Origin of the sequence: Desmospora activa DSM 45169 (assembly GCF_003046315.1) — a bacterium.
In the GTDB taxonomy this organism is placed as follows: domain Bacteria; phylum Bacillota; class Bacilli; order Thermoactinomycetales; family DSM-45169; genus Desmospora; species Desmospora activa.
This window is the reverse complement of the sequence record NZ_PZZP01000001.1, coordinates 1043606-1056869: the sequence shown is the minus strand read 5'-3', so window position 1 is coordinate 1056869 and position 13264 is coordinate 1043606. Positions and strand designations below refer to the sequence as shown.

The 13264-nt window shown below is 48.9% G+C and carries 13 protein-coding genes and 1 riboswitch; of the genes, 3 read left to right on the top strand and 10 right to left on the bottom strand.

All coding sequences use genetic code 11. From position 1 onward, the window contains the following. Nucleotides 1–7 precede the first annotated feature (7 nt). The 4 genes from C8J48_RS05200 to C8J48_RS05185 all read right to left on the bottom strand — a co-directional run bounded on the left by C8J48_RS05200 (nt 8) and on the right by C8J48_RS05185 (nt 3784). Nucleotides 8–1015: a FecCD family ABC transporter permease gene (locus C8J48_RS05200; protein ID WP_107725281.1), complete on the bottom strand. Its 1008-nt coding sequence runs from the start codon at nt 1013–1015 to the stop codon at nt 8–10. After that, nucleotides 1012–2016, bottom strand: a complete 1005-nt coding sequence (locus C8J48_RS05195; protein ID WP_107725280.1) for a FecCD family ABC transporter permease — start codon at nt 2014–2016, stop codon at nt 1012–1014. The genes C8J48_RS05200 and C8J48_RS05195 overlap by 4 nt, the downstream gene beginning before the upstream one ends. Before the next feature lie 66 nt (nt 2017–2082). Beyond that, nucleotides 2083–2973, bottom strand: a complete 891-nt coding sequence (locus C8J48_RS05190) for an iron-hydroxamate ABC transporter substrate-binding protein (protein WP_107725279.1) — start codon at nt 2971–2973, stop codon at nt 2083–2085. Then, nucleotides 2936–3784, bottom strand: coding sequence for an ABC transporter ATP-binding protein (locus tag C8J48_RS05185; protein ID WP_107725278.1), 849 nt, complete (start codon nt 3782–3784; stop codon nt 2936–2938). Before C8J48_RS05185 ends, C8J48_RS05190 begins: the two co-directional genes overlap by 38 nt. 301 nt (nt 3785–4085) lie before the next feature. Here C8J48_RS05185 and C8J48_RS19330 point away from each other — a divergent pair, with 301 nt between their 5' ends. Beyond that, nucleotides 4086–4298 (top strand): carbonic anhydrase family protein, encoded by a 213-nt coding sequence (locus C8J48_RS19330; RefSeq protein ID WP_107725276.1) that lies wholly within the window; start codon nt 4086–4088, stop codon nt 4296–4298. On the opposite strand, the gene C8J48_RS05170 is transcribed toward C8J48_RS19330, so the two are convergent. The 6 genes from C8J48_RS05170 to gcvT form a co-directional block, all read right to left on the bottom strand. Next, nucleotides 4291–4623: a DUF4870 domain-containing protein gene (locus C8J48_RS05170; RefSeq protein ID WP_245891070.1), complete on the bottom strand. Its 333-nt coding sequence runs from the start codon at nt 4621–4623 to the stop codon at nt 4291–4293. The two genes, C8J48_RS19330 and C8J48_RS05170, sit on opposite strands and share 8 nt — an antisense overlap. A gap of 173 nt (nt 4624–4796) precedes the next feature. Then, a complete protein-coding gene (locus C8J48_RS05165; protein WP_245891069.1) occupies nt 4797–5249 on the bottom strand; it encodes a DUF4870 domain-containing protein in 453 nt (150 codons plus the stop codon). A gap of 118 nt (nt 5250–5367) precedes the next feature. Then, on the bottom strand, nt 5368–6072 hold the full coding sequence (locus tag C8J48_RS05160) for a DUF4328 domain-containing protein (protein ID WP_170105183.1): 705 nt from the start codon (nt 6070–6072) through the stop codon (nt 5368–5370). 154 nt (nt 6073–6226) lie between these two features. Continuing rightward, nucleotides 6227–7690, bottom strand: coding sequence for an aminomethyl-transferring glycine dehydrogenase subunit GcvPB (gcvPB, locus tag C8J48_RS05155; protein ID WP_107725274.1), 1464 nt, complete (start codon nt 7688–7690; stop codon nt 6227–6229). Continuing rightward, complete coding sequence (gcvPA, locus tag C8J48_RS05150) at nt 7687–9033, bottom strand: aminomethyl-transferring glycine dehydrogenase subunit GcvPA (protein WP_107725273.1); 1347 nt, start codon at nt 9031–9033, stop codon at nt 7687–7689. Before gcvPA ends, gcvPB begins: the two co-directional genes overlap by 4 nt. 24 nt (nt 9034–9057) lie before the next feature. Further along, nucleotides 9058–10155, bottom strand: coding sequence for a glycine cleavage system aminomethyltransferase GcvT (gene gcvT, locus C8J48_RS05145; protein ID WP_107725272.1), 1098 nt, complete (start codon nt 10153–10155; stop codon nt 9058–9060). 163 nt (nt 10156–10318) lie between these two features. After that, nucleotides 10319–10445, bottom strand: a riboswitch (glycine riboswitch). A 271-nt stretch (nt 10446–10716) separates the two neighbouring features. On the opposite strand from gcvT, the gene C8J48_RS05140 reads away from it, so the two are divergent. Then, complete coding sequence (locus C8J48_RS05140) at nt 10717–12438, top strand: DEAD/DEAH box helicase (protein WP_107725271.1); 1722 nt, start codon at nt 10717–10719, stop codon at nt 12436–12438. Continuing rightward, nucleotides 12425–13231 (top strand): YqhG family protein, encoded by an 807-nt coding sequence (locus tag C8J48_RS05135; RefSeq protein WP_170105181.1) that lies wholly within the window; start codon nt 12425–12427, stop codon nt 13229–13231. The genes C8J48_RS05140 and C8J48_RS05135 overlap by 14 nt, the downstream gene beginning before the upstream one ends. Nucleotides 13232–13264: the final 33 nt, after the last annotated feature.

Here is a 13264-nt window from a genome sequence, read left to right as displayed (position 1 = left end):
ACCATCGTCATTTCTTCATCAACAAATACAGAAAATAGGGAGCACCGATAAGAGCGGTCACGATGCCTGCGGGGATACCGGCTGGATCGACGAGGTTGCGTCCGATGGTGTCTGCCAACAACAGTAACCAGCCGCCGATGAGAAGCGCCAATGGCATATATAATTGATGTCTTGGACCGACGAGCGCTTTGGCGATATGGGGAGCCATTAAGCCGATAAATGAAATACCACCGGTTACTGAAACCGCAGCCGCAGCGAGAGCAACTGCTGACAACAGCAGAGTGAATCGTTCTCTTTTGATGGATAGACCAACCCCGATCGCTACGGCATCACTAAGGTTGAGTAGATTGAGGCGATTCGCTTTATAGAAACAAAAGGGGATCAGCACCAGCAGCCAGGGAAGAATCGCCCACACAAAAGGCCAATCGGTACCCCAGATGTTTCCTGCCAACCATTTGGCGATAAAATCCACTTTTTCTCGTTCAGAAGCGGAGATGAGGACGATCATCGCTCCCGACAAGGCCATCGATAAGCCGACCCCGACCAGCACGAAACGGACCGGTTGCAGGCCGAACTTGCGGTTGTAGGAAAAAAGATAGATCAGACATGCGCTCAGAAAAGCACCGATAAATGCAACCAGCGGCAGCATATAGACAAAGGAGCCGGTATCGATCGGAAAAAAGAGATAGAAAAGAGCGATGGCCACACCTGCCCCCGCATTAATCCCCACAATTCCCGGATCGGCGAGATCGTTGCGCGTAATTCCCTGCAAGATTGAACCGGATACTGCCAACGCCATACCCGCCAGCAGCGTAATGACGAGCCGTGGCAACCGAATCGAAAACAGAACAAACTCCTCCATATCGGTTCCATTCCCGAATAACGTGGGCAGCACGCGCTGCAAAGAGGGAGCAGAATCACCCACTCCCATCCCAATGATGCCGGTGATGACGATAAGTGCGAATAACCCGTATAAAAACAAGCGCTGCTTTTTGATTAAATAAGGATGGATCACGAGAACGCTCTCCCTCCTTTATGTACAATCAATAGAAAGAAAGGAAATCCGATCATGGCGACAATCGCGGCCACCGGTGTTTCAAAAGGGGCATGGATGGTACGCCCCAGTGTATCCGCCAACAGCATAAAGGAGGCGCCGAGTAGGGCGGACATCGGTAAAATCAAGCGATAATCAGTCCCGACGACGGCACGGACGATATGAGGAATCATCAACCCGATAAATACCATATTACCGACAAGGGCGACCGCAGCCCCCGCCAACAAAATGATGACGATAAAAAGAATTCCTTTTACCCGGGTTGTCCGTTGTCCCAATCCAACAGCCAGATCCTGGTTTAAGCTGAGAATCGTCAGCTGCCGTGCCAACAGCAGTGAAATCGCAATCCCGATCATGATAAAGGGGACGATCACCTGGACTTGATCCCATGACGTTCCGATCAGACCGCCAGCCGTCCACATGGATACATCTTTGGAAATCTTAAAATAGATACCGACTCCTTCAGCGATCGCATGCAGAAAGGCGGACACCGCCGCCCCGGCTAAAACCAGACGAAATGGAGAGAAGCCTCCCTTTTGCATCGCACTGATCCCAAGAGCCATCAAGGTTCCAACGGCTGCACCGATCAAACAGGCGATCATAATGACAAAATCATTAGCGGAAGGAATTAGGACAAGCGAAATGGCGAGAGCGGCATTGGCACCAGAGGTTAAACCGAGTAAACCCGGATCTGCAAGGGGGTTTCGGGTTAACCCTTGCATAATCGCTCCGGAGACAGCAAGGGCGGCCCCAACAAAAATGGCCGCCACTTCACGCGGCAAGCGAATTTCGCGAATCATCGTCGTAGTATCGGTTGTCACATCCGAGGTAAGCGCCAGCCAAATCTCGTTGATCTCCGTATCGGCTGCTCCAAAAACCATCGCTGCGATAAAGGAAGCAATAAACAAAACAAACATCAGAATCAGCTTATAAACAAATGGAATCGAGCGTGGTTGACTCATAAATGATCGCATCTTTCTCTAGAGTAAGATAGAGGGGAGAGGGATCATGTAGAATCCCTCTCGCGCTTATTTTTTAAGAAACGACTTTTGAAAGAATTCGAGTTGATATTCCAGAGTAAGGGGATCATTAAAGTAAAATTCTTTTGCGTTAACCTCATAAACCTGATCCTTTTTTACCGCTGCAATGTTTTGATAGGTATTTGTCTTTTGAAAAGAATGATCGGCGTCTTGATTTTTGCTAAAGATGACATAGTCACCAGCATACTCCTGCAGAACTTCCGGTGATATTGCTTCATAGCTTTCTTTTTTCGTCATTTCCTGCACTTTTTTCGGCATCTTTAACTTCATTTCTTGGTATAAGATCTCCCCGCCCCGTCCCCAGTCATCACCAAAAACGTATAATTGCTTTTCAAAGCTTTCAATCACCGAAACCGTCGCATCTTCACCGATCTCTTCTTTAATCTCGTCACCGGCGGCTTGGGCGCGCTTTTGGAAATCATCGATCCACTCCTGTGCTTCCTTTTCTTTATTGAGGAGCTTACCGATCTCTAGATGCTGGGTAAGATAATCCACTTTTCCATAGGTAAAGGTAACCGTAGGTGCAATCTTACTTAATTTATCCACGTTTTTAATATTGGATAACCCGATAATGAGATCCGGTTTTAGTTCAATAATTTTCTCGATGTTTTCATCGGAAACTTCTTCAACATCCTGTAATCGATCTTGGAAGCGAGGATTCATTTTTGACCAGGAATCGACACCAACAAGGTTGACATCCAACGCCATTACATTACCGGCAAAAGAAGAGAGCACCACCACCCGTTGCGGGTCGACAGGCACTTCAACCGGTCCGTTTTCCGATTGATAGGTGATGGTTTCCTCATCGCTACCATTTTCCGCCGCTTGGCCGGCACAAGCGCTAAGAATCAACACCGACAAGAGCAGGGGTATCAGCATGAGTCGTTTCTGCAAGCGTATCCTCTCCTTGTAATAAGTGATAGGTAAGACACAAAGGTTTATTGGTACGGGGATCGCGCCCAATATCGGCATCAATTTGAAAAACCTTTTTCAGGACGTCACGGCGGATTACTTCCTCACAGCTACCCGTCTTGACAATGTGGCCCTCTTTTAACGCGATAATCCGATCAGCAAAACGCGCGGCTTGATTGATATCGTGAAGAACCATAACGATGGTACGCCCTTGTTCTTTATTTAGCTGTTGCAACAGCTCCAACACTTCCAACTGATGAGCCATATCCAAATAAGTCGTCGGCTCATCCAGAAAGATAATTTCCGTCTCCTGCGCAAGGGTCATAGCAATCCAAACCCGTTGCCGTTGACCGCCGGATAGTGCATCGACTGAATGATATTTAAAAGCAGCTGTACCCGTCACCTCCAGCGCCCAGTCAATCACTTCGATATCAGCGGTGGTTAGTCGGCCAAATCCCTTTTGATAAGGATAGCGTCCGTAAGAGACCAGTTCACCGACCGTTAACCCACTCGCACTTTCAGGGGTTTGCGGAAGAATCGCCATCTTTTTGGCGAGCGCTTTTGTATCCTCTGTTGAGATGCTTCTGCCATCGAGGATGATGGAACCCGATTCATAGGGAATAATTCGTGTGAGCGCTTTTAAGAGGGTCGATTTTCCACAACCGTTGGCCCCGATAATGGTGGTGATTTTTTTATCCGGGATTTCAACCGAAAGATCCTTCACAATCACTCGTTCACCATAGCCGATTTTTAGGTCGTTAGTATATAGGCGAACCATTATGTACCCTCCGAATCGTTATTCGCAAAACCAATTAATTGATAATGATTATCAATTCCATCATCAATGATACTATAGGGTTTCTCGCTTGATTTGTCAACTACCATTAACACCATCAAGATTAACAACAATCGTTATACCCTGCAGCAATTCCATTTCCACACCCGAGCGAGCATACGATCAATGGTAAACCCGCCGATATGGAACTTCATTTAGTCCACAAAGATAACGATGAAAACCTAGCCGTAGTCGGTCTCCTGATCAAGCAAGGAAAAGAAAACAAACACTTAGCTGGGATAAAATGCCCAAGGAAGAAAGCGAATCAACTGCAGTGCTCCTTAATAAAAAATTAAATGCCACTGTATTGTTACCCAAAGATACCCACACATACCGTTATAAAGGCTCCCTTACTACTCCCCCCTGCGCAGAGGGTGTACAGATGAGAAAACAAAGCCATAAACAACGAAAGACCCCCAACCAATGGTTGAGGGTCTTCTGGAGATTCTTTACTTGATAAAGCGAATGGTAAGAGGGTAGCGGTAGTATTCGCCCTGGTTCGCTTTTACCCCGGCCAGGATGGCAAAAACGTAATGGACAATGACAACAACTGGAAGGATAAGAAGACCGATAAGAATGATGCAAAGAAGGCCGGAGATAAAGTAATAGATGAGAAGGGAAATCTGAAAATTGAGCGCTTCTTTTCCTTGGTCATCCACAAAGGGATGCTCATCCTTTTTAATCAACCAGATAATCAAAGGACCGATAAACGAAAAAATCCCGAGCAAATGAGCCAACATGCCCATCGTCCGTGCATCCTGAGGAACTTGTGACTGTTCCAAACCGATTCCCTCCTTAGCAATTTCGAGCAGATATGGATGTGTAGCGTAAATATTGCCACTCCTGCTCGAATAATCTTAGTTTATGTTTTTACCCCATTTCTCGTCAATTCCAAAAGGCAAACCTTCAAAAATAAAAAAACCTCAACCGGTTGGTCGAGGGTGTATCAGTTTTTTTATTTGATTAAGCGGATGGCAAAAGGATAACGATAGTATTCACCTTTGTTTGCTTTAACCGCAGCGATGATCATAAAGACCATCGCACAGATACCCAATGCAATTGGTATAAGAGAAACCAATATCAATACCAGTAATCCCGCTATCGGAAAAATAAGGGTCAGAATGAAACCGAAAATACCCGATATAATTCCTAGGACAATACCGATGGCTGCAATAGTGATTTGAAAGTTGAGCGCTTCCTTACCTTGATCATTTACAAATGAGCTCTCTTCTTTTTTCACCAGCCAAATGATCAATGGGCCCAAAATGTTTCCGATCAAGGGGAAAATCATGCCGGCAAATGCACCCAAATGGGCAAGCATCCCCCATGTCCGATCATCGCTGCTAAGGGTTATCACCTGTTCCTGCGGAGTTTCCGTTTGTTGCACAGGGGCGTGCCATTGTTCCACCCAATCTCCCTCCAATGATAGTCCGATATGTACGATAAAATGAAGATATACCAGTTTAAGTTAAGCATGTTCACTTCTTATCGTCAATGGTTTTTTACACTACAGCAAAATGCACTACTCATACCCATACTTTTGACTCCGGAGAAGCTTGAGGCATTTGGCGATTACGCTCTTCCTGACGCTGGGTTAGTTTACGCACAAAGAAAATGGCAATTATAGCTGCAACAATATTAGCTAGATCAGAAACAATATATAGGTAGTTCGATGTGATTATAGAATCGATCGTTTCTGCTTGGAAGGATGAACTACCTGCAGAGCCGGCTAGTACATTTCTAATAATATAAAATACCCACCACGCGGTTATCAACCCTGGTACTGATCGCGATTTCCAGGTAGTATTCGGTTCCTTCTCCACTTCGGGATCACTCGCCTTCCACGCTTCCTTAGCAGCCCGAAAAGGCTGAACCAAATTGGCGAAGGGGATAAAATACCACCCTACCGCCCAACCCGGGGTAAATTCAAGATTTTGCGCCCCCAAAGACGGCAGATTGCGGTGAATGCGATGTACCCACATACAAAACAAAACAACAATGGCGATCTCTACAATCATCAGAAATAAACCGATGAGTAAACTAACTACCACCACTCCCATATAACCCATATCATTCATCAGCTCTTCTTCACTTATCACATTGGATAAATACACATTATCCATCAGCATTGATAAACTACTGAATAAAGATAAAACAATAAATACCACAAACAATCCCTGTACCCATTTGGCACGGCCTTGTGCTGACTTATAAGAATGATACTCATTCATAGTTCTAGCTCCTTCTTTTAAATTAAAAGTTTTCATATATCTACTATACATACATAATCTTACGGTTTCAATACAAATATCGAACATTCATTCGAATGGTCTTCTTTCAAACAATAACCCCTCCATAAAGGAGGGGTTGAGTTGTTGATGATTCTCAATCCGATTCTTTTTCCCACCGCAATACCGGTTTGCGGGCGGCGGTTACTTCATCTAGTCGCTTTACTACCGTATGATGGGGGGCTTCTTGGATCACTTCCGGATTATCTTCCGCTTCTTTGGCGATTTGGATCATGACCTCAACAAAACGATCCAATGTCTCTTTACTTTCCGTTTCCGTGGGTTCAATCATCATGCACTCCTCCACGATGAGCGGAAAGTAGATCGTCGGCGGATGGACGCCAAAATCCAGCAACCGTTTCGCCATATCCAGGGTGCGGACCCCCCATTGTTTCTGACGATTGCCTGATAAGACAAATTCGTGCTTGCACCGATCCGGGAAGGGAACGTCAAAGTGTTCCTCTAACCGCTTCATCAGATAATTGGCGTTTAGGACGGCATCCTCAGATACACGTTGCAAGCCGTCGGGGCCCATCGTCCGAATATAGGTATAAGCACGCACCAACATCCCAAAGTTGCCGTGAAAAGCTTTCACCCGACCGATCGATTGGGGAATATCGTAATCAAATGTATAGCCCTCATCGGTTTTGGTTACCAGCGGTGCCGGCAAAAACGGAGCCAAAATCTCCTTTACCCCCACCGGGCCGGAACCGGGGCCGCCACCGCCATGAGGCGTGGTAAAGGTTTTATGCAAGTTGAGGTGAACGACGTCAAAGCCCATATCTCCAGGACGGGAATGGCCCAAAATAGCGTTGGCATTTGCTCCGTCATAGTAGAGAAGACCGCCGGCTTCATGGACGATAGCGGCGATTTCCTGGATCTCTTGTTCAAATAAGCCCAATGTGTTGGGGTTGGTCAGCATCAGAGCGGCAGTATCATCCCCAACAACCGCTTTTAAATCTTTGACACTGACTAGACCCTGTTCATTGGATTGAACCGTCACCGCCTCAAATCCCGCTACCGTCGCGCTGGCGGGGTTGGTTCCATGGGCGGAATCAGGCACGATCACCTTGGTCCGCTGATAATCGCCGCGGTTGTGATGATAAGCTTTGATCATCATCAAACCGGTCCACTCGCCCTGGGCCCCAGCGGCAGACTGGAGGGTGACGCGATCCATACCGGTAATCTCCGCCAGATCACGCTGCAGCTCAAACATCAATTGCAGGGCTCCCTGTACGGTTTCTACCGGCTGATAGGGATGGATGTGGGCAAAACCGGGATAACGGGCCACATCTTCATTGATTTTGGGGTTGTATTTCATGGTACAGGAACCCAAGGGATAAAAGCCGTTGTCAATTCCATGGTTTCGCCGGGACAGTTCCGTATAGTGGCGGATTAAATCCAACTCCGACACTTCCGGAAGCTCCGCCGGTTCCTCCCGCAGCATTCCAGCCGGAATGCGTTCCTTCCCATCTTCAGCGGGAACATCGGATGTCGGTATACTGTATGCCACTCGTCCTGGTCGGCTCATTTCAAATATCAACGCTTTGCCTTCACTCATACCAATCCCTCCAGTGCACCGGCCAATCCGTCAATCTCTTCCTTGGTCCGCATCTCGGTCACAGCTAGCAACATGGCACCCTCATGCTCAGGATAATCTCGGCCCAGATCATACCCGCCGATGATGCCTCGCTGTAAGAGCCCGCGGTTGATCGCGCCCACCGATTTAGGCAATTTGAGCGCAAACTCATTGAAGTAAGGTTGGTTAAACAGCGGTTCCACCCCCGGCACCTGGGATAGGCGCTGGTAAGCGTAGCCCGCTTTATCCAAGTTAAGACGGGCCAATTCCTGTAACCCTTGCTTCCCTAGCGCCGTCATCCAAACAGCGGCGGCCAAAGCATTTAAGGCTTGGTTGGAGCAGATGTTGGATGTCGCCTTTTCCCGGCGGATATGTTGTTCCCGCGCTTGCAAGGTAAGAACAAAGCCGCGCTCTCCGTCTTCATCCACGGTTTGGCCGACAATCCGTCCCGGCACTTTGCGCATCAATTGACGGGTAACGGCAAAAAAACCACAATGGGGACCGCCAAACTGAAGCGGAATACCCATCGGCTGGGCATCACCCACTACCATATCCGCACCGTACTCCCCCGGCGGTTTTAACAGCCCCAGCGAAATCGGGTTAATACTGACGATAAACAGCGCTTTTTGTCGATGAGCCAGATCGCTCGCCCGTTCCAGGTTTTCAAGATTTCCGAAAAAGTTGGGGGATTGAACCACCACTGCCGCAGTATTGCTACTGAGGGCGGCATTTAAGGCGTCCCAATCGGTCACCCCGCCTTTTTCCGGAATCTCCTTAATGTCAAGACCCAGCCCTTTAGCTTGGGTCGCCAAAATGGTACGGGATTCCGGATGTACCGTCCGTGAGATCAGGATCTCCTTTTTACGAGTGACAGCGGCAGCTACCCCCGCAGCTTCCGCCAAAGCGGTGGGGCCATCGTACATGGAAGAGTTGGCCACTTCCATCCCCGTCAACTCGCAAATCATGGTTTGAAACTCAAAAATCGCTTGTAGTTCCCCCTGGCTGATCTCCGGTTGATACGGGGTGTATGCCGTGTAAAATTCCGATCGGGAGATGACATGGTTCACCACACTGGGAATGTAATGTTCATAAGCACCGGCACCCAAAAAAGAAACCGCCTGGGTAAGAGGCGTATTGTTGCCGGCCAATCGCGACATATGCCGGGTTAGCGAGATCTCGTCCATCGCTTCCGGAAGGGATAGACGCGCCCTGAACCGGACTTGCTCCGGGATTTCATCAAACAATTGATCGACGGATGAAATGCCGAGCACCGCCAACATCGCCTGGCGGTCTTCCTCCGTCATCGGCAGATAACGAAAATTCATTCCGACTCCTCCTCCGCTCTCCATTCAACCTCTTGTCCGCTGATAAAAAGGGGTTTTTACGATTTTAGCGGACACCCGTTTCCCACGGATCTCCACATCCACTTCATTGCCTATTTCGGCTTGCTCTGCACGCACCAAAGCCAGCCCGACATTTTTCTTCAATGTGGGCGACTGGGTTCCAGAGGTTACTTCTCCGATCTCTTCCCCATCTTTATACACCGGATAATAGGAGCGGGGAATTCCACGTTCAATCATCTCCAACCCCACCAGTTTGCGGGGAGATCCCTCCGCTTTTTGCTTTGCCAATACATCCCGTCCGATAAACTCCCCTTTGTTCGGTTTAACGGCAAAACCGATGCCTGCTTCAATCGGGCTGATGCTGGCGGAAAGTTCGTTGCCGTACAGAGCCAGCCGCGCTTCAAAGCGCAAGGTATCCCGTGCACCCAAGCCACAGGGAAGAACGCCATAGTCCTTGCCCGCCTCTAAAATCCGCTGCCACAATTGCGGGGCATCCTTAGCGTCGAGATACAACTCAAACCCATCCTCACCCGTATAACCGGTACGGGAAACCAGGGCTTTCACCCCTCCTACCACGATATCCTCCTCAAAGCGGAAGGGAGCGATTCCGGACAAATCCACAGCGGTGCAGGTTTGCAGCACCTCTTCCGCCAGCGGACCCTGTAGAGCCAGTTGGGCTACCTGGTCGGAGACGTTGCGGATGGTGACATCCCCTGTTGCATGTTTCTCGATCCACTCCACATCTTTGTCCGTGTTGGCAGCGTTGAGCACTAACAGATAAGAGCCGTCTCGCCGGTGATACACCAACAGATCATCTACGGTTCCACCATCGGGATAACACATCGCGGTATACTGCACTTTTCCCGGCGACAGCTTGGCGACATCATTGGTGGTTAGTGTCTGCACCAACGCAAAGGCATCGTTCCCCTTAATTTCTACCTCGCCCATGTGGGAAACATCAAACAGCCCCGCACGGGTGCGAACCGCCTCATGCTCCGCCTTGATCCCGCTGAACTGGACCGGTAGCTCCCACCCGCCGAAGGGAACCAGTTTGGCCCCCTCCCCGTACACGGGATAAAGAGTGGTCCGTTTTAACTCAGCCATGTATGCCACCTCCATCCTGATTCTTAAGCCGTAAGGCTTCTTCCCCTAAAAAGGGGGTGTTCTCCCCGATCCATATAACCCTGTCCGGTTACCTGAGAGTTTGACTCGGCACTACAGCCAAGCTTTGCCCCTTGGGTGGCCATTACGGCTCTTTCCAGAGAAGCGTCCGGCGGGCCTCCTTTTGCCTGAGAGATTCACTAAACCAGTTTGATCATCAGCCGTACACTGGTTTCTTGCAGCTTGCTCCTTCGGCGCCACATCGCTCATGTGGTCTCTCCTCCCGCCATCAACCGCCGGAACCAGGGAAATCAACTCCATTGTGCCACAAATCACATCCAATTACGATAGCAAGTGCGAATTGGGACCTGTCTTATATGGTAACGATACAACTTATCGAAATAATGGAGCGAATAGTTCCTCCTTCTTTGCAAACACAAGAGTACGTAGACTTAAAAATCGCTCCCCCTTCATCCAAATATAGATAATCAAAATTGAGTCACACATAACCTCTATTTATTTTTTCCATACTAAGACAGATTAACAGAGAAAAGGGTGATCGGGATGGAATGGATTCCGATTCGAATGGACCGGCGATGGTTGGAAACGTTTATCAAGCAAGCGGAGACAGACAGCGAGTGGAGCACATGGGAACGGTATCAGTTGGCGATGGAAGCGGCGGAAGCGGAACGAATTCCGGAATTTGATACATTGCGCTGCTTATCTCACATACAGGGATTTACACCGATGCCCCATCAGGTGGAAACAGCGCGGCGCGTACTAGGTGAGATGAGAGGGCGAGCCATTTTGGCGGATGAGGTGGGACTGGGAAAAACGATTGAAGCGGGGTTGATTTTAAAGGAGTATATGGTTCGCGGCTTGGTTTCCAAAGCTTTGATCCTGGTTCCCTCCTCCCTCGTGTTGCAATGGACACGGGAATTGAACCAAAAATTCCAGATCCCCGCCGCTGCGCAAAAAAAAGCGTGGATGTGGGATCAGTATGATATTTTAGTCGCATCCATCGACACCGCCAAACGGGATCCCCATCGGGAAAAAGTGCTTTCCCGTCACTACGATCTCTTAATCGTAGATGAAGCGCACAAATTAAAAAACCGCAAAACAAAGAACTGGCAATTCGTCAACCAAATTCAAAAGAAATACAGCCTGTTACTAACCGCTACCCCGGTTCAAAACGATCTACCCGAACTGTACAACTTGGTCACACTGCTCAAACCGGGGCACCTGGGGCAACAAAACAACTTTAGCGCCTCCTATGTCGCTGGTAAACGCAAAGCCAAAAACGAAGAACAGCTGCGGGAAGAAGTGCGACGGGTGATGATTCGCAACAAGCGGAGCGACGGGCGCATCGGTTTTACCAATCGGCAAGTACGCACCGTTCCCATCACCTTGTCTGCGGAAGAGCGGGCCTTATACGAGGGCATAACCTCCTTTGTGCGGGAACGGTGGCGTTCAGGCGGCGGCAATGTGATGAAAAACCCCCTCGCCTTGATCACGTTGCAACGGGAAGTATGTAGCAGCCGTGATGCCGCTTTTCATACGTTGTTTAAGCTGTTCCAGAAGGGGGAGGGGCACAAACAGCAGTTGACACCGGAAGTGGAACAGTTGGTCGACCTGTTGCGCGCCGTCAAACATCAGACCAAAATCGATAAAACGGTAGAGCTGATTCAATCGATCGCCGACAAAGTGATTGTGTTTACCGAATACCGCGCTACACAAGATATGTTGTTGCGCACATTACGAGCGAAAGGAATGATCGCCGTTCCCTATCGGGGCGGTTTTCAGCGCAATAAAAAAGATTGGATGATGGAACTTTTCCGCACCCGCGCCCAAGTGATGGTGGCGACCGAAGCCGGTGGAGAGGGGATCAATCTTCAGTTTTGCCACCACATTATCAACTATGATCTCCCCTGGAACCCGATGCGGGTGGAACAGCGGATTGGCCGTGTTCATCGGTTGGGCCAGGAGCAGGATGTCATCATCCATAACTTTGCCACCGAGAATACGATCGAAGAACATATTTTGTGGCTCCTGCACGAAAAAATCGACCTCTTTCGCACGGTAATCGGTGACTTGGAAGATATCCTGGAGCGCTTGGACGGCAAAGAAGAAATGGAAGAAAATCTGATGCGCATTATGCTGGAAGCGAAAGATGATCAGGAAATCCGCTCCCGCCTCAATCAATTGGGGGAACAGTTCCAACATGCACGGGAAACAAGCGACCGCAACCAAACCAAACGGGAGGCGTTGCTGGATGGAACCGAGTGAAGTACAAGCATTCACTGAAAGCTACCTCCACGCCTATGGCTGCCACATCATTGAAAAAGAGGAGCACTATCTATCAACGCGTCTGTCGCAAGAAAGCGACAAGGACTTAGTGCATCGCCCCTTTTACTGGATGTATGTCGATAAAATGGGGTTGGAGCCGCAGACCAGCACTCTTTCCTTTTGCTTTAACGCCGAACATGCGCCGGAAGAGAACCGGTCGGAACTTCTCACCTTTGGTTCCCCTCGCTTCTCCGCTATTCTCCGTTCTGCCCGAAAGAAGGGGCGATTTGTTCGTCTTTATGAAGAGATCAAAACATCGGCACGGCTATGGGGGCAATCCTACCCCTATCAACCCTGGCTAGGGATCAATTTTCTCGTCTCCTTTATCTGTGATCGCAAACGGGACGAGATTCGCAATTTGGGCATCGATTTACGAACGGGTGAAATTCGGGAACACTTTTATCAGGCGTGTTTACAAAAAAACTGGAATGCTAAACTGCCGGCTCATCGCCACATTCTCCCTCAACGCCTCTCCATTCCTGAGGCGGTCGGTGAGCTGGAATACCACTTGCAGGGATGGATTGAACGCCAAGATTCCACTTGGTATACAGAGGCCAAAGAACAGCTAGACCTTGAACTGGAACAAATCCACACCTACTACCCTGACGAATGGAGAATGAGCGACGAATTACACCAGGAGAAAAAACAACGACTGCGAGAAACCATCTGGCAATATCATCCCCGTGTCGAGGTGGAAGTGATCAATGCCGGTCTGTTCCACATCGGCCCCTAAAAACAGTGAAAACGAAGGAAAAGCCGAGATAAA